Origin of the sequence: Chelatococcus daeguensis (genome assembly GCF_001887265.1) — a bacterium.
Classification (GTDB): domain Bacteria; phylum Pseudomonadota; class Alphaproteobacteria; order Rhizobiales; family Beijerinckiaceae; genus Chelatococcus_A; species Chelatococcus_A sambhunathii.
Map to the genome: position 1 here is coordinate 1,175,441 of NZ_CP018095.1, position 18,664 is coordinate 1,194,104.

The 18,664-nt window shown below is 69.7% G+C and carries 19 protein-coding genes; 7 read left to right on the forward strand and 12 right to left on the reverse strand.

What is annotated here, in order from left to right:
* Positions 1-3: 3 nt before the first annotated feature.
* The 5 genes from lpxK to BOQ54_RS05595 all read right to left on the reverse strand — a co-directional run bounded on the left by lpxK (position 4) and on the right by BOQ54_RS05595 (position 4,397).
* On the reverse strand, positions 4-1,026 hold the full coding sequence (gene lpxK, locus BOQ54_RS05575) for a tetraacyldisaccharide 4'-kinase (protein ID WP_071923484.1): 1,023 nt from the start codon (positions 1,024-1,026) through the stop codon (positions 4-6).
* Positions 1,027-1,100: 74 nt separating this feature from the next.
* Complete coding sequence (locus BOQ54_RS05580) at positions 1,101-2,384, reverse strand: 3-deoxy-D-manno-octulosonic acid transferase (protein WP_071924403.1); 1,284 nt, start codon at positions 2,382-2,384, stop codon at positions 1,101-1,103.
* A gap of 154 nt (positions 2,385-2,538) precedes the next feature.
* Complete coding sequence (locus BOQ54_RS05585) at positions 2,539-3,264, reverse strand: lysophospholipid acyltransferase family protein (protein WP_055459283.1); 726 nt, start codon at positions 3,262-3,264, stop codon at positions 2,539-2,541.
* A 15-nt stretch (positions 3,265-3,279) separates the two neighbouring features.
* Positions 3,280-3,525 carry a DUF4170 domain-containing protein gene (locus tag BOQ54_RS05590; protein WP_063189473.1) on the reverse strand — a complete coding sequence of 82 codons (246 nt, stop codon included), beginning with the start codon at positions 3,523-3,525 and terminating at the stop codon, positions 3,280-3,282.
* A 50-nt stretch (positions 3,526-3,575) separates the two neighbouring features.
* Positions 3,576-4,397 (reverse strand): 3'(2'),5'-bisphosphate nucleotidase CysQ, encoded by an 822-nt coding sequence (locus BOQ54_RS05595; RefSeq protein ID WP_063189475.1) that lies wholly within the window; start codon positions 4,395-4,397, stop codon positions 3,576-3,578.
* Between the two features lie 382 nt (positions 4,398-4,779).
* On the opposite strand from BOQ54_RS05595, the gene BOQ54_RS05600 reads away from it, so the two are divergent.
* Positions 4,780-5,193 (forward strand): DUF6101 family protein, encoded by a 414-nt coding sequence (locus BOQ54_RS05600; protein WP_071924404.1) that lies wholly within the window; start codon positions 4,780-4,782, stop codon positions 5,191-5,193.
* Positions 5,194-5,201: 8 nt separating this feature from the next.
* Here BOQ54_RS05600 and ubiA read toward each other — a convergent pair whose 3' ends face one another.
* The gene (ubiA, locus tag BOQ54_RS05605; RefSeq protein ID WP_071923485.1) at positions 5,202-6,149 is read right to left on the reverse strand and encodes a 4-hydroxybenzoate octaprenyltransferase; all 948 of its coding nucleotides are present in this window, start codon (positions 6,147-6,149) and stop codon (positions 5,202-5,204) included.
* Positions 6,146-6,616: a hypothetical protein gene (locus tag BOQ54_RS05610; RefSeq protein WP_063189479.1), complete on the reverse strand. Its 471-nt coding sequence runs from the start codon at positions 6,614-6,616 to the stop codon at positions 6,146-6,148. The genes ubiA and BOQ54_RS05610 overlap by 4 nt, the downstream gene beginning before the upstream one ends.
* 221 nt (positions 6,617-6,837) lie before the next feature.
* On the opposite strand from BOQ54_RS05610, the gene BOQ54_RS05615 reads away from it, so the two are divergent.
* The 5 genes from BOQ54_RS05615 (at position 6,838) to BOQ54_RS05635 (ending at position 11,659) form a co-directional block, all read left to right on the forward strand.
* Positions 6,838-7,587: a 16S rRNA (uracil(1498)-N(3))-methyltransferase gene (locus tag BOQ54_RS05615; RefSeq protein ID WP_063189481.1), complete on the forward strand. Its 750-nt coding sequence runs from the start codon at positions 6,838-6,840 to the stop codon at positions 7,585-7,587.
* A 105-nt stretch (positions 7,588-7,692) separates the two neighbouring features.
* Positions 7,693-8,826, forward strand: coding sequence for a carboxylate-amine ligase (locus BOQ54_RS05620; protein ID WP_055459276.1), 1,134 nt, complete (start codon positions 7,693-7,695; stop codon positions 8,824-8,826).
* A 130-nt stretch (positions 8,827-8,956) separates the two neighbouring features.
* Entirely contained in the window at positions 8,957-10,327 is a 1,371-nt protein-coding gene (locus BOQ54_RS05625) for a glutamate--cysteine ligase (protein ID WP_071923486.1), read from the forward strand.
* A gap of 127 nt (positions 10,328-10,454) precedes the next feature.
* The gene (locus BOQ54_RS05630; protein ID WP_245280523.1) at positions 10,455-11,399 is read left to right on the forward strand and encodes a DMT family transporter; all 945 of its coding nucleotides are present in this window, start codon (positions 10,455-10,457) and stop codon (positions 11,397-11,399) included.
* A gap of 101 nt (positions 11,400-11,500) precedes the next feature.
* Complete coding sequence (locus tag BOQ54_RS05635; RefSeq protein WP_245280522.1) at positions 11,501-11,659, forward strand: Flp family type IVb pilin; 159 nt, start codon at positions 11,501-11,503, stop codon at positions 11,657-11,659.
* Positions 11,660-11,665: 6 nt separating this feature from the next.
* On the opposite strand, the gene BOQ54_RS05640 is transcribed toward BOQ54_RS05635, so the two are convergent.
* The gene (locus BOQ54_RS05640; protein ID WP_055459273.1) at positions 11,666-12,553 is read right to left on the reverse strand and encodes a LysR substrate-binding domain-containing protein; all 888 of its coding nucleotides are present in this window, start codon (positions 12,551-12,553) and stop codon (positions 11,666-11,668) included.
* Between the two features lie 227 nt (positions 12,554-12,780).
* On the opposite strand from BOQ54_RS05640, the gene BOQ54_RS05645 reads away from it, so the two are divergent.
* Positions 12,781-13,275, forward strand: coding sequence for a DUF1127 domain-containing protein (locus tag BOQ54_RS05645; protein ID WP_071923488.1), 495 nt, complete (start codon positions 12,781-12,783; stop codon positions 13,273-13,275).
* A gap of 55 nt (positions 13,276-13,330) precedes the next feature.
* Here BOQ54_RS05645 and BOQ54_RS05650 read toward each other — a convergent pair whose 3' ends face one another.
* The 4 genes from BOQ54_RS05650 to BOQ54_RS05665 all read right to left on the reverse strand — a co-directional run bounded on the left by BOQ54_RS05650 (position 13,331) and on the right by BOQ54_RS05665 (position 18,440).
* A complete protein-coding gene (locus BOQ54_RS05650; RefSeq protein ID WP_055459271.1) occupies positions 13,331-14,188 on the reverse strand; it encodes a DUF937 domain-containing protein in 858 nt (285 codons plus the stop codon).
* 123 nt (positions 14,189-14,311) lie between these two features.
* Positions 14,312-14,959, reverse strand: coding sequence for a GIY-YIG nuclease family protein (locus tag BOQ54_RS05655; protein WP_071923489.1), 648 nt, complete (start codon positions 14,957-14,959; stop codon positions 14,312-14,314).
* A 230-nt stretch (positions 14,960-15,189) separates the two neighbouring features.
* Entirely contained in the window at positions 15,190-16,593 is a 1,404-nt protein-coding gene (locus BOQ54_RS05660) for an MATE family efflux transporter (protein WP_071923490.1), read from the reverse strand.
* Entirely contained in the window at positions 16,590-18,440 is a 1,851-nt protein-coding gene (locus BOQ54_RS05665; protein ID WP_071923491.1) for a monovalent cation:proton antiporter-2 (CPA2) family protein, read from the reverse strand. The genes BOQ54_RS05660 and BOQ54_RS05665 overlap by 4 nt, the downstream gene beginning before the upstream one ends.
* Positions 18,441-18,664 lie beyond the last annotated feature (224 nt).

Consider the following 18,664-nt stretch of genomic DNA (forward strand, 5'->3'; position numbering starts at 1 on the left):
GCGTCAGGTACCGTCCTGTTGCGCGCGCCAGTGGCTGATCGCCGCCTGCAGCAGTTGCGCCACCTCGTCCGGCGCCTCGAATTGTAGCGTAACCGGCAAGGTGCCGATCCGTGACAGGACCTCGGTCCGGCCGGCGAGCCCCATGAGCCGGACGGCATCCTTCTCCGTGGTGATGGGCATCAGCCCCTCGGCCTCCGCTTCCCTGACGAGAGCCTCGACAGTCGCGACATCGAAGGGCTGATGGTCCGCGAAGGCGCGTTCCACGGCGACGTCGGCGCCGAGGCCGCGCAGGGTAGCGAAGAATTTTTCCGGCATGCCGATGCCGGCGAAAGCGAGGACGCGCCGGCCGGCGAGGCTCGCCGCGACCGCCGGATCCGGCACCATGTGGGCGCGCAGGACCGGCCGCCCGCGCGCGGCCGCGGCCCGCGCGATCCTGACGCCCCGCTCCCCCGCGCCGATCAGGATGACGGCGTGGGCATGGGCGAGCTGGCGGTCGAGCGGCGCCCGCATCGGCCCGGCCGGCACGCACAGCCCGTTGCCGAGACCGAAGGCGGCATCGACCACCGCGAAGGTCAGATCCTTGGCGAGGGAGGGGTTCTGCAGCCCGTCGTCCATGACGACCACCGTCGCGCCGCGCCTATCCGCCTCCTGCGCGCCGGCCGGCCTGTCGGCGGCGACGATGGTGACGAAATGGCGCGCCAGCAGCAGCGGCTCGTCGCCGACCTCGGCGGCCGTGTGCGTGGGGGCGACGGCGACCGGTCCCGTCAGGCTGCCGCCATAGCCGCGCGTGAGGAAGGCCGGGTGCTCGCCGAGCCCGGCGAGGATACGGGCGATGGCGATGGCACTCGGCGTCTTGCCGGCGCCGCCGGCCGTGAAATTGCCGATGCAGATGACGGGCAGGGGCGCCGGCTCGCCCTCCTGCGCCATGCGGCGCACCGTGACAGCCCCGTAGAGCGTGCCGAGCGGGCTCAGGGCCCATGCCGCGAACGACGGGCGCGCCTGCCACCAAAATGCCGGTGCCTTCATTGCCTTCCCCGCGATTCCGCTCGGTGCAGGATTGCCCTTCGATCGCGGCGGCGCAAGGGAGGAGCGGGCGCGGGTCAGCCGTTGTGGCGCAGGTCCATGTGCAGGATATAGGGCTCGATGGCCCGCATCGTGCGCTCCAGGGCGCCGCCGAGACTCTCGACGGTCTGCGCCGCGGCGCGCGCCATGGCCCGGGTGCGCGCCGTGTCCTTCAGCAGCATGGCGAGCGCCTGGGCGAGGCTCTCGGCGTCGGCCACGGGCAGGGCGCCGTGCGCACGGTCGATCGCCGCATAGATGTCGGCGAAATTGTAGACGTGCGGCCCGTGCAGGATCGCCGCACCGAGCTTTGCCGGCTCGATCGGGTTCTGCCCCCCGAGCGGCACCAGCGAGCGGCCGATGAAGGCGATGGGCGCGAGGCGGTAGAAGAGCCCGAGCTCGCCGATGGTGTCGGCGACATAGACGTCGACGTCCCGCTCCGGCAAAGCGCCCTCGGAGCGCAGGGCGACGTTGAGCCCCGCGCGGTGGGCGATATCGGCGACGGCCTCGCCGCGCTCGGGATGGCGCGGCGCGATGATGGTGAGGAGGCCGGGCCGCCGCTCCATGAGCGCGCGGTGGACGAGCGAGATGATCTCCTCCTCGCCTCCGTGCGTGCTCGCCGCGACCCAGACCGGCCGCCCGGCGATGATGCCGGAGAGGCTCGCGACGGTGCGCGCGTCGGCGGGCGGCGCGGGCACGTCGAACTTGAGATTGCCGGCGATGCCGACGCGCGGCGCGCCGAGGCGCGCCAGCCGTTCGCCGTCCGCCTGCGACTGGGCAAGGCACAGGTCGAACTGCTCGAGCAGCGTCCGCGCGCTCTTCGGCGCCTGCCGCCAGCGGCGGAAGGAGCGCTCGGACATGCGCGCGTTGACGAGGAGGAGCGGAATGCCGCGCTCGCGCACCGCGAAGACCGCATTCGGCCAGATCTCGGATTCGGCGAAGAGCACGAGGTCCGGCAGCCAGTGGTCAAGGAAGCGGCGCAGATAGCGCGGCACGTCGAGCGGCATGAACTGGTGCGCCGCGCCCGGCGGCAGGCGCTGGGCGAGCACGGCCGCCGATGTGAGTGTGCCGGAGGTGACGAGAACGCGGAAGCCGCGCCGCGTCAGCCGCTCCACGATTGGCATCAGCGAGACGACCTCGCCCACGCTCGCACCGTGCACCCAGGCAAGGCGCCCGGCCGGCCGGGCACGCCCCGCGAGGCCCCGGCGCTCGCCCATGCGCTCGGGATCCTCCTTGCCCTTCTTGCGGCGCGAGACGAGTAGGCTGGCGGCCGCAGGCTCCAGCAGCGTCATGCCGATACGGTAGAGTGTCAGAGGCAGCGTCATGCGGCCGCCCATCCTTGTGGCTCCCGCGGCGACCAACAGTCGCCGACGCCATTGCCATCCTGCGAACATGGCATTTCGACGCTCGCCGGCGGCAGGATCGTAAGCCGCGTACACGCTGCAGGGCTGGAGCAGCGCCATACCGTGGACAACGCCGTCATCGGGGTGCCTCCGCCGGCTTGGCGCCCGGATCGCGGTCGCCGACGAGGGCGTAGGCGCGGGCGTGAACGGCATCGAGGCTGCGCTCGACCGCAAGCCGCGCGTCCTCCATGGCGCCAGGGTCGGCTTCGGCCGCGACGTGGATTGGCTCGCCGATGACAATAGCCCCGCGCCCGAAGGGCAGGCCGATGGAGGCGTGGTCCCAGCTGTTGAAGTCGATGCGGCGGCTGGTGACAACGGCGACCGGCACCACCGGCCGGCCGGACAGCTTGGCGAGCAGGATGATGCCTTCGCCGCAGATGCGCGACACCTTCGGCACGTCCGCGGTCATCACCACCATCTCGCCGTCCTTGAGGGCGCGCAGGAGGTGGCGCACCGCGGCGGCGCCGCCCTTCTCGCGCACCTTGCTGCCGCGTGCGCCGGAGCCGCGAATGGCGCGGATGCCGAGGTGGCTGAGGGCGATGGCATTGAACTCGCCGTCGCCGTGGCGCGAGACGAGCGCGGCCGCGCGGTCCTGCGGCCGGCGGGCGAAGGACACCATGAAGTGCTGTCCGTGCCACATGGCGACAATGACGGGCATCTGCGGCCCGACGCGGTCGTAGATGTCTGCCGGCTCCATGACGAAGCGGTTCGTGCGCTCGACGAGGCGCAGGTAGCCGGCGAGCAGGCGCCCGAGGGCCGCCTGCACCGGGCGTGACCGGCTGATCCGCTTGAGAAGCGCCATGGCGCCCGGCCCGTCTCAGGCCGGCTTGCCGGTTTCGGGGTCGAGCAGGCGATGCAGGTGGACGATGAAATAACGCATGTGGGCGTTGTCCACCGTGGCTTGCGCCTTGGCTTTCCAGGCCGCGTGGGCGCTGGCGTAGTTCGGGTAGATCCCGACGATGTCGAGATGGGCGAGATCGCGGAACGTGACGCCCTCGAGGCTTTCCAGCTCGCCGCCGAAGACGAGGTGCAGAAGCTGCTTGTTCGGTGCCGTCTCGCTCATGGTCTCTCAGGTCCCGTGATGGTCGAGGTTGATCAAATGGTGTGCCACCGTCACGCCGTCGCCCCCTCCGCGAGCGCGTCGAGCACGCGCGGGTGGAGCGCCCCGGGCGAGGCGACGAGCGGGCTGTGCACCGGGCTCGGCCGGTTGAAGCCGGGGCGCTCGCCAGAGAGGCCGGTCAGCGCCGCACCGACTTCCGACAGGATGAGATCGCTCGCCGCGATGTCCCAGTCGTGGGCGTTGGCGGAGGCGATGCCGACGTCGAGGGTGCCGTCCGCGACCCGCGCGAGGCGAAGTGCCAGCGACGGGATCTTGGGCACCACGTCGATGGCGCCGAAGGAGGGCAGCAGGCGTTTGGTGAGCATGGCCGGGCCGGCGACGCGCATGGGCCCATGCGCTGACGCGGCCGCTGCCCTCAAGGGCAACGGCTCGCCGTTGCGCAGCGCCCCCCGGCCGCGCTGGGCCTCGTAGGTCACGCCGAGCGCCGGCGCGTGCAGGATGGCGGCGAGCGGCGCGCCGTCGCAGAGGAGGGCGATGGAGATCGCCCAGTCCGAGCCGCCCTGCATGAAGGCGCGCGTGCCGTCGATGGGGTCGACGACGAAGACCAAAGATTTCGAAAGCCGAGCCGGGTCGTCCGCAGTCTCCTCCGACAGCCAGCCGGCTTCCGGCATGGCGTCGCGCAACCGCTCGGCGATGAGTCGGTCGAGCGCAATGTCCGCCTCCGTCACCGGCGAACCGCCCGCCTTCGACCACACGTCGGCCCGCGTTGCTTGGCCGGCGCGGAAATAGGCGAGCGCCGCAAGGCCGGCCTCCCGCGCCGTCTCGCGAAGGAGGACGCGCAGCTTGGCAGCCATGTCCGGATGGGAGGCGAGCATCGTCCCCGCAGGCTCTCTTGACGTTCCTGGATGGCCGGTCTTGTAAAGGCCCCCCGCGACCGCTGCAATAGCCGGGCAACTTGATGGTGCAAACGCGCGCATGCCGGGCCGGGGCGCCCTCCGGTTGCGGAAAGGTTTCGTTGAGCATCCGCGCCGAAACGGGGCCGGCAAGAAGGCCTTAACCCAACCCGTTAAGGCCTTTGGGGTCGTGGGTGCGCAATAGTGACGACATAAGGCGCGAGTGCTCCGGACCAAGAGAGCGCCGCGCGGGAGCGTCAGAACAAGAGGCGTCGACATGGCGGCAGGCAAGAACTCGGCCGCCGGGGCGGGTTGCCATGGGCAACCCGCCGCCGGCGAAGCCATTTCCTTCAACGATATCGTGATGAGACTTCCTGGCGTCCGGGCGATCCTCCCCGCTGCCGCGGGTGTCTTCGCGGGGGTGGCGGTGCGCTTCGTGCCGGAGGAGGGTAATGCCGAGATGTTCGAACTCGTCCTCGTCGGCCACGACCGCCGGCGGGATCTCGTCATCGGCCGGTGGGATGACGGCGACATCGCCGCCGTTTGGCGCAGCGTCGCCGCGACCTCGGGTCTGCCGCTGCTGCTCGAGCGCGAGGATGGGGTCATCGTCTGTCCGCGGCCGCAGATCGGGCGGCTGCAACTCGGCCAGATCCGCATCCGCCGCCGTCACGGCCTGTTGAACGGCCGCCGGCCGCGTTTCCTCGTGCGGCGCAAGACCGGCAAGCCGCTGGTGCGCCCGGTACGGGTCCACGGCCGGGACATGATGGCGCGCGACTAACAGAATGCTCAGAGAACGACGCGCATGAGGGCGTCGGCGGCGAGGCCGAGGGCGAGGATCAGCCCGGCGTCGCGGTTCGACTTGAAGAGCCGCAGGGCTTTATGCGGATTGTCGAGCTCGATCGACCGCACCTGCCAGGCGAGGTGCAGCGCAAAGGCGCCGACCGCGACGAAGGCGATGAGCCCGCCGCCCGCAACATGTGCCGCAAGCCCGACCAGCACCACCGCCACCGCATAGCACACTGCGACGCCTGTCGCCGCCTCGCTGCCGAAGAGCCGTGCCGAGGACTTGATGCCGGCGATCGGATCGTCCTCGATATCCTGCAGGGCGTAGATCGTGTCGTAGCCCACGGTCCAGGCGATGGCCGCCGCATAGGCGAGATAGGCGGGTGCCGCGAGCGTGCCCGTCACCACCGCCCAGCCGATCAGGCCGCCCCAAGCGAAGGCGAGGCCGAGCACGAGCTGCGGCATCGACATGAAGCGCTTCATGAACGGGTAGAAGGCAACCGGGACGAGCGACAGGAAGCCGATGAGGATGGCGAAGCCGTTGAACTGCAGCAACACGGCGAGCCCGACGAGCGCCTGCAGGGCGAGGAAGGCGACCGCCGCCGCGACCTTGACCTGGCCGGAGGGCAAGGGGCGCATCCGCGTGCGGGCCACCTTGGCGTCGAGGTCGCGGTCGACGATGTCGTTGTAGGTCGAGCCGGCTCCGCGCATGGCCACCGCCCCGACGAGGAAAAGCAGGGCGTACCAGAGGCTCGGGACGGTGTTCGTCGCAATGGCCGCGAGCATGAGCGACCACCAGCACGGCAGCAGCAGCAACCACCAGCCGATCGGCCGGTCGATGCGCGCGAGGCGCAGGTAGGGTCTCGATGCAGCCGGCGCGTAGCGGTCCACCCAATTGCCGGTCGCAGCATCGGCGACCGGCTGGTCGAGCGGCTGCGGCGCAGCGGTCATAGGGCGCCTTGGGGAATGCGCATCGGCCCGGTGAGGATATCGCCACCGCCGCCGCCGAGGAGCCCCTGCTCGCGCGCCTGCTTTTCCATCTGGGCCTGCTTGGCCGCGACGCTGCAGGCCTGGCCGCGCACCTTGGTCACGTTGCCGTGATCGGCCTTCAGCCCGTCGATGAAGTTCTGCGGGATCTGGCACCAGTCCTTGTTGGCCTCGACCCACTTCATCGTTTCGTTGCCGTTGTTGGCCAGCCGGCCGAGCAGAGCGCAGGCATCCGCTGCCTTCGGCTGCTTGCCGAGCTTGTTGACGCGCTCGACGATCGACTTGCGTTCGTTGAGGAAGCTCGTGATCTGCTCGCAGCCGGAGGCCTGCGCGGCTGCCGGAGAGGCGCCGAGGCCGAGCGTGAGTGGAGCACCGACCACCGCGGCGGCCATCACGCCCATCGTGAGACGCGCCCGAAAGCTGCGTGCCATGACTGTCTTCCTTCCCGCTGACGGCAGGCCGACCGGATAGGCGCCCGCCGCGACACATTCAGCCGCCACCCGGCAGTACGAGCGGACATTGCTGCCGCGTCTTCAGGTCCGCCGCCGGCAGCTTGCCCATAACAGGCAATTGTGGCGGCTTTGCTCGCGGGTGGCGTTCAAGCCGACTTATCACGTATTGCTGGGGCATATCCAGCCGGGGGAGATCAAAATTGTCTGACGTTTCCGCACGTGCGCCGCGCCTGTTCGTCGATTGCCCGCTGGCCGAGGGGCGGATGGTGCCGCTCGACAAGGCTCAGGCCAACTACATCGGCAACGTGCTCAGGCTCGGCGCCAACGCCGACGTCCTCGTCTTCAACGGGCGCGAAGGGGAGTGGCATGCGAAGGTCCTCGCCGGCCGGCGCCGGCCGGAGGCGCTCGCGATCGTCGGCCGCCTGCGCCCCCAGCCGGCGTCGGGCGACCTCTACTATCTCTTTGCGCCCCTGAAGCATGCCCGGCTCGACTACATGGTCCAGAAGGCGGTGGAGATGGGCGCCACGGCCATCCGCCCGGTGATTACGCGTCACACCCAGGTGAGCCGCGTCAACATCGAGCGCATGCGTGCCAACGCCATCGAGGCCGCGGAGCAATGCGGCATTCTCACACTGCCCGAGATCACCGAGGCCCAGCCGCTCGCCGCGGCCATCGCGGCCCTTGAGCCGGAACGGCTCGTCGTCTTCTGCGACGAGGCCGCGCCCCTTGCCGATCCGCTCGCGGCCCTCGCATGCGCTCGGCGCGGGCCGCTTGCCGTCGTCATCGGCCCGGAAGGGGGCTTCGGCGAGGAGGAACGCGCGCTGATGGCGCAACGCGAGAACGTGCTGATCCTGTCGCTGGGGCCGCGGATCCTGAGGGCGGACACGGCTGCGGTCGCGGCGCTCGCGCTCGTTCAGGCCAGCATCGGCGACTGGGGGCCGCGCGCCTGAGGCGGTTTTGTGGGGACAGTGGCGGGCGGCAGCAGCGTGCTCCCGAGTGTTTCCCCATTCCGGACCGATGATGGCGCGATTCGGTGGTCTCGGAAGGATGGGTGGATGGATTGCGGCTACGGCTTCGGCATCGAGGAGGAATATTTCCTGTGCGACGCGCTGTCGCGTCGCCCCCGGCGCAAGTCGGCGCGCGCCTTCCTCGACGAATGCAAGGTCAGGATCGGCGAAGCGGTGCGCACGGAGATGCTGCAGAGCCAGATCGAGGTCGCGACGCCGCCCTCGACCACGATGGGCGAGGCCCGGGCCGCGCTCGCCGGGCTCAGGCAGGAACTTGGCGCGCTCGCCCGCAACCACGGCCTCGTCATCGTGGCTGCCGGCACGCACCCCACGGCCGTCTGGGCTCACCAGCGCCACACGGATGCCGAGCGCTACGACCGGCTGATGCGGGACCTGCAGATGCTGGGCACGCGCAACATGCTGTGCGGCCTGCATGTTCACGTGGCGGTGCCCTGCCCGGAGCGGCGTGTGAACCTCATGGGCCGGCTGTTGCCCTTCGTGCCGCTGCTGCTTGGCCTCTCGACCTCGTCCCCGTTCTGGCAGGGACGGCGCACCGGGCTGCTCGGCTATCGGCTAGCGGCCTATCGCGAATTACCGCGCACCTGGCTGCCGGACCTGTTCGCCGATGCCGCCGACTACCGCCGCTACATCGATGCGCTCGTCGCCGCTGGCGCCATCGCCAACGAGAGTTTCGTCTGGTGGGTGGTGCGGCCGGCGGCCCGGCTCGGCACCCTGGAGCTGCGCGTCAGCGACTGCTGCACCAGCCTCGACGATGCCATCGCCATCGCCGCGCTCTATCGCGCCCTCGTGCGTCATCTCGACCGCAACGTGAATGTCATGGCGGGCCTCTCCGGAGCCGACCGGGCCATCGCCGCGGAGAACTGCTGGCGCGCGCAGCGCTACGGCGTGCACGGCTCGCTCGTCGACGAGGCCGGTGGCGGCGCCCGCAGCTTCGGCGAGGTGCTGGAGGATGTCATCGCGCGCGTGGCGGAGGATGCCGCGGCCCTCGGCTGCGAGACGGAGATCGCCCACACGCGCACCATCGTCAGCCGCGGCACGAGCGCCGACCGGCAACTCGCGCTTTACCTCGACGGCGTCGGCCGCGGGCTTGATAAGCACGCCGCGCTTGTCAGCGTGGTCGATTGGCTGGTGAGCGAAACAGTGAACGTCGCAGCCGCGTGAGATGGCTCCGCCCAGATCTCGCCACGATTGTTGTGCGGGAGCATTGTCGGGGCGGGACGGGCAGCCTATCTAGAGCCGACCTCGAACCCCAGCGCCGCCTCGCCGCGGCGTCTCTTGAGAAAGACAGCGCATGGCTCGCGACGTGTCCGACACAACTCCCATCGGCTCGCGCGACGATCTCGTCGCCTACCTGGAAGCCGGCTGCAAACCCAAGGACGCGTGGCGGATCGGCACGGAACACGAGAAGATTCCCTTCTACACCGCCGATCTGGCGCCGGTGCCCTACGAGGGCGAGCGCGGTGTGCGGCGGCTGCTGGAAGGCATGCAGGGCCTGCTCGGCTGGGAGCCGATCATGGAGGACGACCACCCCATCGGCCTCTACGACGTGACCGGCGGCGGTGCCATCTCGCTCGAGCCCGGCGGGCAGTTCGAGCTCTCCGGCGCGCCGCTCGAGACCGTGCACCAGACCTGCTGCGAACTGCACGCCCACCTCGCCCAGGTCAAGGAGATCGCGCGCCCGCTTGGCATCGGCTTCCTCGCCCTCGGCATGAGCCCCAAGTGGACACGGGAGGAAACGCCCGTGATGCCGAAGAGCCGCTACGGCATCATGCGCCGCTACATGCCCGAGGTCGGCAGCCTCGGGCTCGACATGATGTTCCGCACCGCCACCGTGCAGGTGAATCTCGATTTCGGGAGCGAGGCGGACATGGTGAAGAAGCTGCGCGTGGCGCTGGCGCTGCAGCCGCTTGCCACCGCGCTCTTCGCCAATTCCCCATTCACCGCGGGTCGGCCCAACGGCTTTCTCTCCATGCGTTCGCATATCTGGCTCGACACCGACCGCGACCGCACAGGCATGCTGCCCTTCGCCTTCGAGGATGGCATGGGCTTCGAGCGCTATGTCGACTGGGCGCTCGACGTGCCCATGTATTTCGTCAAGCGCGGCGATACCTACCACGACGTCGCCGGCGCCTCCTTCCGCGACCTTCTCGCCGGCCGACTGCCGCAGCTGCCCGGCGAGCGGGCGACGATGTCGGACTGGGCGAACCACCTCTCGACGCTCTTTCCCGAGGTGCGCCTCAAGCGCTTCCTCGAGATGCGCGGCTCCGACGGCGGGCCGACCGGCATGCTCTGCGCCGAGCCGGCCTTCTGGGTCGGCCTGCTCTATGACGAGGACTGCCTGACGGCCGCGTGGGACGTCGTGAAGGGCTGGAGCGCGGCGGACCGGCAGGCGCTGCGCGAGGCGGCCCCGCGGCTCGGCCTTGCCGCGACGATTGCCGGGCGCAGCCTCGCTGAAATTGGCCGCGAGGTGCTGGCCATCGCCCGCACCGGTCTCGCCCGCCGCGGGCGGCTCAATGCGGACGGGCGCGACGAGACGCATTTCCTCGACCCGCTCGACAGGATCGCCGGGGAAGGGCGCACGCTCGCCGAGGACCTCCTGGTCCGTTACCACGGGCCTTGGCAGGGTTCGGTCGATCCCGTCTTCTCCGAATACGCCTACTGACCGGGCAGGGCGCCACGGCCTCTCCCGCGGCCCGACCATCAGCGCCGCGCATGGCTTGCATCAGCCCTCCGCATTGGTCGGGCCATGCGGAGGCCGCTAGCATGGGCGGCGCATATGGAGCCAGGCCTTGCCTTCCAGCGAAACGACCATTTCCAGTGTGCCGGCGGGTCGCCAGGGCCTCGCGGGCGGCACGCTCGCGCTCTACGCCCTGCTCGTCTTCTGCTGGGGCACGAGCTGGTATGCCATGAAACTGCAGGTCGGCGTCGTCGCGCCGGAAGTATCGATCGTCTGGCGCTTCCTCATCGCGGCGCCGGTGATGCTGGCCTGGGCTGCCGCGCGCGGCATGCGCCTTCGCTATCCGCTCGCCGACCACGCCCGCTTCGCGCTGATGGGCGTGCTGATGTTCTCCACCAATTTCATCCTCGCCTATTACGGCGCGGGCCTGCTGACGTCGGGTCTCGTGTCGGTGGTGTTCTCGCTCACCTCCATCATCAATCTCATCCTCGGCGCGCTCCTCCTCGGCCAGCCCATCGAGGGGCGGGTGGCGCTCGCGGCGCTGATGGGGGCGGGCGGCGTCGGCCTGATGTTCCTGCCCGACCTTGCCGCCGCGCAGGGCGCGTCCGGTGTGCTCGCCGGCCTCGGCTTCAGCGCCGCGGCGACCTTGTGCTTCTGCCTCGGCAACATGGTCTCGGCCCGTTTGCAGAAGCGGCGCATCGCGGTCCTGCCCGCCTCGGCCTGGGGCATGTTCTACGGCACGGCCTGGGCCGCCGTTGTCGCCGGGATGACCGGGGCGACCTTCACCGTGGAATGGACGGCGCGCTATCTCGGCTCGCTCGTCTTTCTCAGCCTCTCGGCCACGGTGCTGGCCTTCTTCGCCTACCTGACGCTCCTCGGCCGCATCGGCGCGGCGCGCGCGGGCTACGCGACGGTGATGTTTCCGGTTGTCGCGCTCGGCGTCTCCACACTGCTCGAGGACTATGTCTGGTCGCTCGCGGCGCTCGCCGGCCTCGTGCTCGTGCTCGCCGGTAATCTTGCCGTGCTGACGCGCCCGGTCCGCCCGCCCGACGATTAACCCCCGGTTCACCCTGCCGTGACGCCCGCCCCGCCGACCATGCCGGTGTTAACCTCCCGGTGAGGCCGCCCCGCCAAGCTGCAGGGCAAATGGAGGCGGTCATGCTGAAGGCGTTTCTGAAGGACGAGAGCGGTTCGACGGCGGTCGAATACGGCCTCATCGCGCTCTTCGTGATGCTGGGCATCGTCGTCAACGCCTCGCTGATCAGCGACAGCCTGTCGCGGATCTTCGCCGACACCCATTCCGGCCTGATGCAGTAGCGGCCACTATTCCGCCGCCTGCAGGCGGTTGACGTTGAGGTTGTCGAGGCTCTGGATGATGTGTTCGCCGAGCGCATTGGCGAGCGCCGTCGGGTCATGATGGTTGCGAACAAGGCCGATCTTGCACGCCGGCAGCGCCGGCATCCCGTCCGAGGGGCCGAGCACCCGCATGCCGGGCCTGACCGCGCTCTCCGGCAGCACGGAGACGGCGAGGCCCGCGAGCACCGCGGCCCCCACGGCCGTCGAGTTCCAGCTGGAATAGAGCACGCGGAAAGGCCGCCCGGCCTTTTCGAGCGCCTCGGTCGCGCTCTGCCGCCAGTTGCAGTTCGGTCGCCCGAGGGCGAGCGGGACGGGCGTCTCGTCATGCACGCAGTGGCGCGCCGACGTCACCCATAGCAATTGCTCGACGCGGATGATCTCGGCCGAATAGTTCTTGCCGTCGACGTGGGTGATGATGGCAAGGTCGATGTCGCCGGAATTGACCCGTTCGACCAGCATCGGCGTCGGCTCGCAGACGACCGTCACCTCCACCTTCGGGTTGGAGCGCGAGAAACGCGCCAGGATCTCTGGCAGGTAGCGGTCGGCGTAATCGTCCGGCACGCCGAGCCGCACGCGGCCCGCAAGGTCGACGTCGCCGAAGCTCGCGAGACACTCCATGTTCAGCCGCACGATGCGGCGGGCATAATCGAGCAGCCGGTCCCCGTCCTCGGTCAGGCGCGAATAGCGCCCGTCACGCTCGAAGATGGCCCGCCCGAGCCGTTCCTCCAGGCGCTTCATCTGCATCGACACGGCGGACTGCGTCTTGTGCACGAGGTCGGCCGCCTTGGTGAAGGAGCCAGTATCGGCAATGGCGACGAAGGTGCGCAACTGATCGATGTCGAGCATATGGGCCATGGCGTCGCTCCTCCATCCGGGTGAACGATATTCAATCACACCCTGTGATGTTTGCAATCATAAACATTCGTTTCAATGATTGGATGGATTGCGTCATAGTCTCCTCGAGTTCACGCATTCGCAGACTGTTCCGCGTCGGTGGCCGCCCTCGAAGGGGCGGATCCGCGACGGGTCTCTTTTATGGGCCGCGGAGCGGCAGCGTGAGCATTCACTGCTGGAGGACGACGATGAGCGAACTGATGACGCCGAAGGGGACGTTCGCCCCGACGAGTGCCCCGACCCTCGGGACCGCCGGCGCGCGTCGCGCCGATCGGAGCCTCTGGGACAGGGTGAAGGCCGCCGCGCGGGCGCTTCTCCATCGCCGGTCGGTCTACCGCCTCGCCGAGCTCGATGACCGCACGCTGAAGGACATCGGCCTCTTGCGGACGGATATCGACAGCGCCCTGGCGGAGCCCTTCTACCGGGATCCGACAACCCTTCTCGCCGAGAGGGCCTATCATCGACGTGCGCGTGCACGGACCACGGCTCTGGTGAAGCTCGTGCGCGAGCGGGCGGAGCGAAACGCCGAAGACGGCAATGCCATGACGGGCGATGCCCCCAATGGCCCCCGTGTAACGGCGCAGATCCACCGCATCACCTGGTCGCGCCTGCAGGGCCGTACCCGCCGGAGCGCCATAAAGCCCGCCGCCATCCAGCCGCCGGCGGCCGGCGCCTGCTGCTGACGGGCTCCGGCCGCGGGCGCTCCGGTCCTCTCCGGGGCGCCCGCCGGCGCGGGGATCACCCGCGGTTCCGGGAGAAGCTGTCGAGGATGGCGCGCATGGTGGCGATCTGCTGCTCCTGGATGTCGCGCCCGGCCTCGAACATCCGGCCGATCGTCTCGCGATCGAACGGCGCGACGGGCTGCTCCGGTTCGGACGCGGCCCGCTCGGCACGTGTGTCTGCGGCACCCGCGGGCCTGCCGGCGAGGCCGCCGAGAAAGGCGTGGAACAGCTCTTCGTACGGGTTGCGTGGCTCGGGCGGAGCGCTCGGCTCCTCGCGCTGCTGAGGCTGCGCCGCCGGCGGGAAGCCCGGCATGCCGGGCAACGCGCCGCGCTGGATCATCTCGCTCAACTGCCCGAAGAGATCGGGGCTGCCGGAGGGCGGCCGTCTGTCGGCCGAGGTCTCAGGCGCTCCGAACATCCTGCCGAACTGCTCGAGAATGCCGCCGAATCCCTGATTGCTGGCGCCCTTCGCCAGCCCGCCCATCAGCATGGCGGCGAGGATGGGCAGCATCTTCCTGATGATCTCCTGGCTCACGCCGCTGACGGCAGCCGCCTGCGCGGCGACCTGACGGCTGATATCCGGCGAGCCGAAGATCTGCGCCAGCACATCGTTGCCCTCGCTGCGGCCTTTGGGCGAGAAGGCCTGCGCCGCGTCCTCGAAGGGTGCGCGATAGCGCCCGCCGCTCATGAGGCCAAACATGCCCATGAGGCCGGACGGGTCCTGGCTTGTGCGCTGCAGGCCCACCGTGAAGGCCGGCAGGAGCGCCTCGACGGCCCGCTCGACCTCCTTGTTGGACAGGCCGAACTGCCGGGCGATGTTGTCGAAGGCCGTGCCGCCCTGGGCCGACTGGATGATCTCGAACAGGTTGAACATGGCGCGCTCCTCCCGGTCGCCTCTCGTGGGCGTGGCTGCAAGCTCCGACTCTAGAGGCTGTCGCCCGCGCCCGATAGACCGCAGGAGCGGTGCGGCGGCAGGTGGCGGCTCGTCGCCTCGCAGTCATTCGAGAAAGGGCGACGCCGCCTCGCGTCGGCGCTGGCCCTGCTCGGCACTATGACGGCCCGGCTCATACTGGTGGACGACGACCGCGTGCGGCAGGTCGCCTCCGCGGGCGTTAAAGCGCGGCGTGAAGCCCTCGATCAGGATGGCCTCGAAGGAGGCGAGCAATGTGTTGAGCGCAGCGTCGGGGGCGGAGGGCGGGCCGGCCGGCAGCATCCAGATCGGGTTGAGCCGCTGCTCGTCCGCCATGCGTGTGAGCGGAGAGCGTTCCGTATCGAGAAAGCCGAACCAGGAGAACAGCGACCAGCCGTTCCGATAGATGCCGCGGCTGTGGGCGGCGAGCCGGTCGCCGATGGTCTGCCCGCCGGTCGTGTTCCGGCGCGCAAGCCCCGCCTGGCCTGCATAGACCGGCTGCAGGGCCTCGCTGTAGAGGATGTAGACACCCTTCTGCCGATAGAAATTCATCTGGATCGTCTCGAGATCGATGTTGCTCCTCTTGTTTCCCTTGCCGAGCCAGCCCTGCGGTTGGCCGAGAAGCTGCCGGCTGTTCCAGTCGACGGCATGTTTGCGCCAGAAAAGGCCGTAGAACTTGATAAAAACATTCAGCTTCGTGGCCTCTGCCCGACCATCTTCGCAACTGTGCATCATCTGAAAAGGTCCACCTCAGACAATTTCCAAGCGGGACGAGCTTCGTGGTGCGAAGTTAACATCGGGCAATTTCGCGAAAATGGCGCCTGTACCCCGGGGCCCTCGCTCAACTACGCCTTCGGTGGCGGCAAACCGTTTGATCTGCGCCAAAGTTTCCGGTTGCGCCCGCGCGGACGTCGTCCCCGAGATCCGGCCTGCATGCCGACCGCTGCCGTGCCATTGGCCCGTGGCTATCGCCGGGCAAGAAGCCCAATCGTCCAGAACGCGGTGAGGATGCCGGCGAGGCCGAAGACGACCGCGCCGAGGGAGATGCCGACGAGGATGCCTTCCGGTCCGCCGAGATGGGCGCCGGCGAGGGCGAAGGGCACCGTGCCGGCGGTCGCCTTGGCCCAGTTGAAGCCGGTCGACATCAGCGGAAAGCCGAGATTGTTGAACGAGGCGTTGGCCACGAACAACAGGCCGTTGAACAGCCACAGGAAGCCGCTGATGACGCAGAAGAAGGCGACGAGCCGCCCCGTCTCCGTGCCGGCGACGTTGAAGAGCACGGGCACGGCATCGCCGATGAGGGCGAGCGTCAGCCCCATGGCGCCGACATAGACGACGACGAGGGACAGGGCGTCGCGCAGGATGCGGCGCATGCGGTCGAAGCGCCGCGCGCCCCAGTTCTGCCCGAGGATGGGCCCGACGGCGCCGGACAGGGCGAAGACGACGCCGAAGCACAGCGGCACCAGCCGGTCGACGATGGCCACCGCCGCCATGGCCTCGTCGCCGAAGCGCGCCATGACGCTCGCGACGAAGGCGTTCGACACCGGCGTCGCCACATTGGCGAGGATGGCCGGCAGCGCGATGGCGAGCATCGGCCTGATGTCGGCGACGACATGGGCGAGCCGCGGCCGCGCGAGGAGGCCGTGGATATGACCTGCCCCGTGGAGCCCCGCCGCCAGGAAGACGAGGCGCGACAGCGCCGTGGCAGTCGCTGCGCCCTCAACGCCCCAGCCGAGGCCGAGGATGAGGACGGGGTCGGCCACCGCCGTCACGAGCCCGCCCGACAACGTCACATACATCGAGCGGCGCGCGTCGCCGACGGCGCGCAGCACGCCCGAGAGTGCCATGCCGAGGCCCATGAAGACATTGGCGGGCAGCGCGATCATGAGGAAGCGGATGGCCGCCTCCCGTGCCTCGCCATCGGCGCCGAGCAGGGCGAGCAGGGGCTCGAGGAAGGGCAGGGCGCCGAGGCCGACGAGGCCGGCGACGAAACCCGTCTGCACCATGGCCGAGGCCGCGAGCCGCCGCGCCCGTTCCCGGTCGCGCGCGCCGAGGGCGCGCGACACGAGGGCGCCGACCGCGATCATGAGGCCGATGTTGATGGAGGTGGCGAAGAAGAGGACGATGGTGGCGAAGCCGACGCCGGCGGTGAGCGCAGGCTTCCCAAGCCAGGAGATGTAGAGGAGCGACAGGAAGTCGACGACGAAGACCGCGACGAGCCCGACAGCCCCGGCGGCCGTCATCACGAGGACGTGGCGCAGCGTCGAGCCTTGCGTGAACTTTCCGGCTTCGCTGCCTGCGGACGCCGGGCCGGGACTGGCACGCTCGCGCTGTGCGGCGTCGCCCGTCTTCGCACCATCGATGCTCACGGACGCGCCTCGGCGTCGGCGACGAGGTCGCGCGTCTCGGCGCTGAGGCCGGCCGCCTTGCGCTTCGGCGGCGTCAGCGGCTCGGGCTTCACCTTCACGCCGTGCAGCAGATCCTGCCCGCCGAGGAGGCCGTCGCTCCGCTGCAGCACGAGCCGGGCGATGTCGCGCCGGCGCACGTCCTCGGTCACGAGCCGGGCCGCTTCCGCGTCGACCCCGAGCTCCTCGAGCGTGGCGCGGCCGAATTGCAATGCCGATTCGAAGGTCTCGCGAAGCTGGAAGTCGACCTCGCGGTTCATGAGCGCGATAGCATGCGGCCGGTCGATCGCGCGCACGAAGGTGCGGGCGCGCGGGAACTCCGCATGGACGATCTCCGCAATCTTCAGGGCGGCGGCCGCGTCGTCGACGCAGACGCAGACGACATCTGCCGAGCCTGCCCCCGCCGCACGCAGCACGTCGAGGCGCGTGCCGTCGCCGTAGTAAACCTTGAAGCCGAAGCGGGCTGCGCTGCGGATGCTGTCGATGTTGCGGTCGATCACCGTCACGTCGGCCCCGTTCGCGAGCAGCACCTGGTTGACCACTTGGCCGAAGCGGCCGAAGCCGATGACGATGACGCTGCCTCCGGCCTCGCCGGCGGGCAGGTCGTCCGGCGCCGGCTCCTCGCCCGTCGGCCTCTGGGCGAGCTGGCTCTCGATGAACTTGGCGAGCAGCGGCCCGAGCAGCATGGTGAGGGCGGCGAGCGCCGTGATGACCTGCACGCGCTCGCCCGTCAGCAGCCCCACCTCGCCGCCCAGCGGCACAAGGACGAAGGAGAACTCGCCCGCCGGGGCGAGCAGGGCGCCGATGCGCAGCGCATCCGGCCAGGAGGAGCCGAAGCCGCGGGCGAGAGCGGCGGCGATGAGGCTCTTGCCGATGACGAGCGCGGGCGCAAGGACGAGGAGCAGCAGCGCGTTCTGCCGCACGTAGTTCGCATCGAGCGACATGCCGACGCTCATGAAGAAGAGGCCGAGCAGCAGGCCGCGGAAAGGCTCGATGTCGGCCTCGAGCTGGTGGCGGAAATTCGACTCGGCAAGGAGCACCCCGGCGAGGAACGCGCCCATGGCCATGGACAGGCCGACCTGTTCCATCAGCATGGCGGCGCCGAGCACGACGAGGAGCGCGGCGGCGGTCATGACCTCGCGGGCGCCGCTTGCGGCGAGCAGCCGGAACAGCGGATTGAGCAGATAGCGGCCGACGATCACGACCAGCGCGACGGCGGCAAAGGCCCGCGCGCAGGCGCCGGCCGCGCCCGCCAGCGCCTGGCCGCTGCCGAGCGCCTCGGTGTTGGCGAGCAGCGGCACGAGCGCGAGGATGGGGACGATGGACAGGTCCTGGAACAGCAGGATGGAGAAGGTGCGCTGGCCATAGCGGGTGGCGAGGTCGCGCCGCTCCTCGAGCACCTGTAGCGCGATGGCCGTTGCGGACAGAGACAGCGCAAGCCCTGTGACGATCATGCCGCGCGCGCTGTGGCCGAGCAGGGCGGCAACCGTCGCGATCAGCGCACAGGTCAGGACGATCTGCGCCAGCCCGAGGCCGAAGATGTCGCGTCGCATGGCGAAGAGGTTCGATATCTTCAGTTCGAGGCCGATGATGAAGAGCAGCAGCACGACGCCGAGCTCGGCGACGCCGCGCACGTTCTCCGCCTCGCCGACGAGGCCCATCACCGATGGGCCGATGACGATGCCGGCGATGAGATAGCCGAGCACGGCGCCGAGCCCGAGCTTGCGAAAGAGCGGCACGGCGATCACGGCCGCGGCGCAGAAGGTCAGGATCGGCGGCAGGAAACTCGCATGTTCGGCGGCGTCGGCCATGGGAAACTCTTGGCTGGCCCGCGGCCGTGGCGATGCGGGCAAAACGCCCTGGAGCAATGGTCGGCCAGCGTCTGGCCAAATATCCGCAAGGCACCATCGCCGGAGCGCACTTCATGAACAACTAGAACATGCCGAGCGCAAGCGGAATGTCGGCGGAGGATACAAGCCGAGAGAGGCGAACAGACGCGGGTCGAGCGCAGGTCGCGGAAGCCAACCGCTCTACT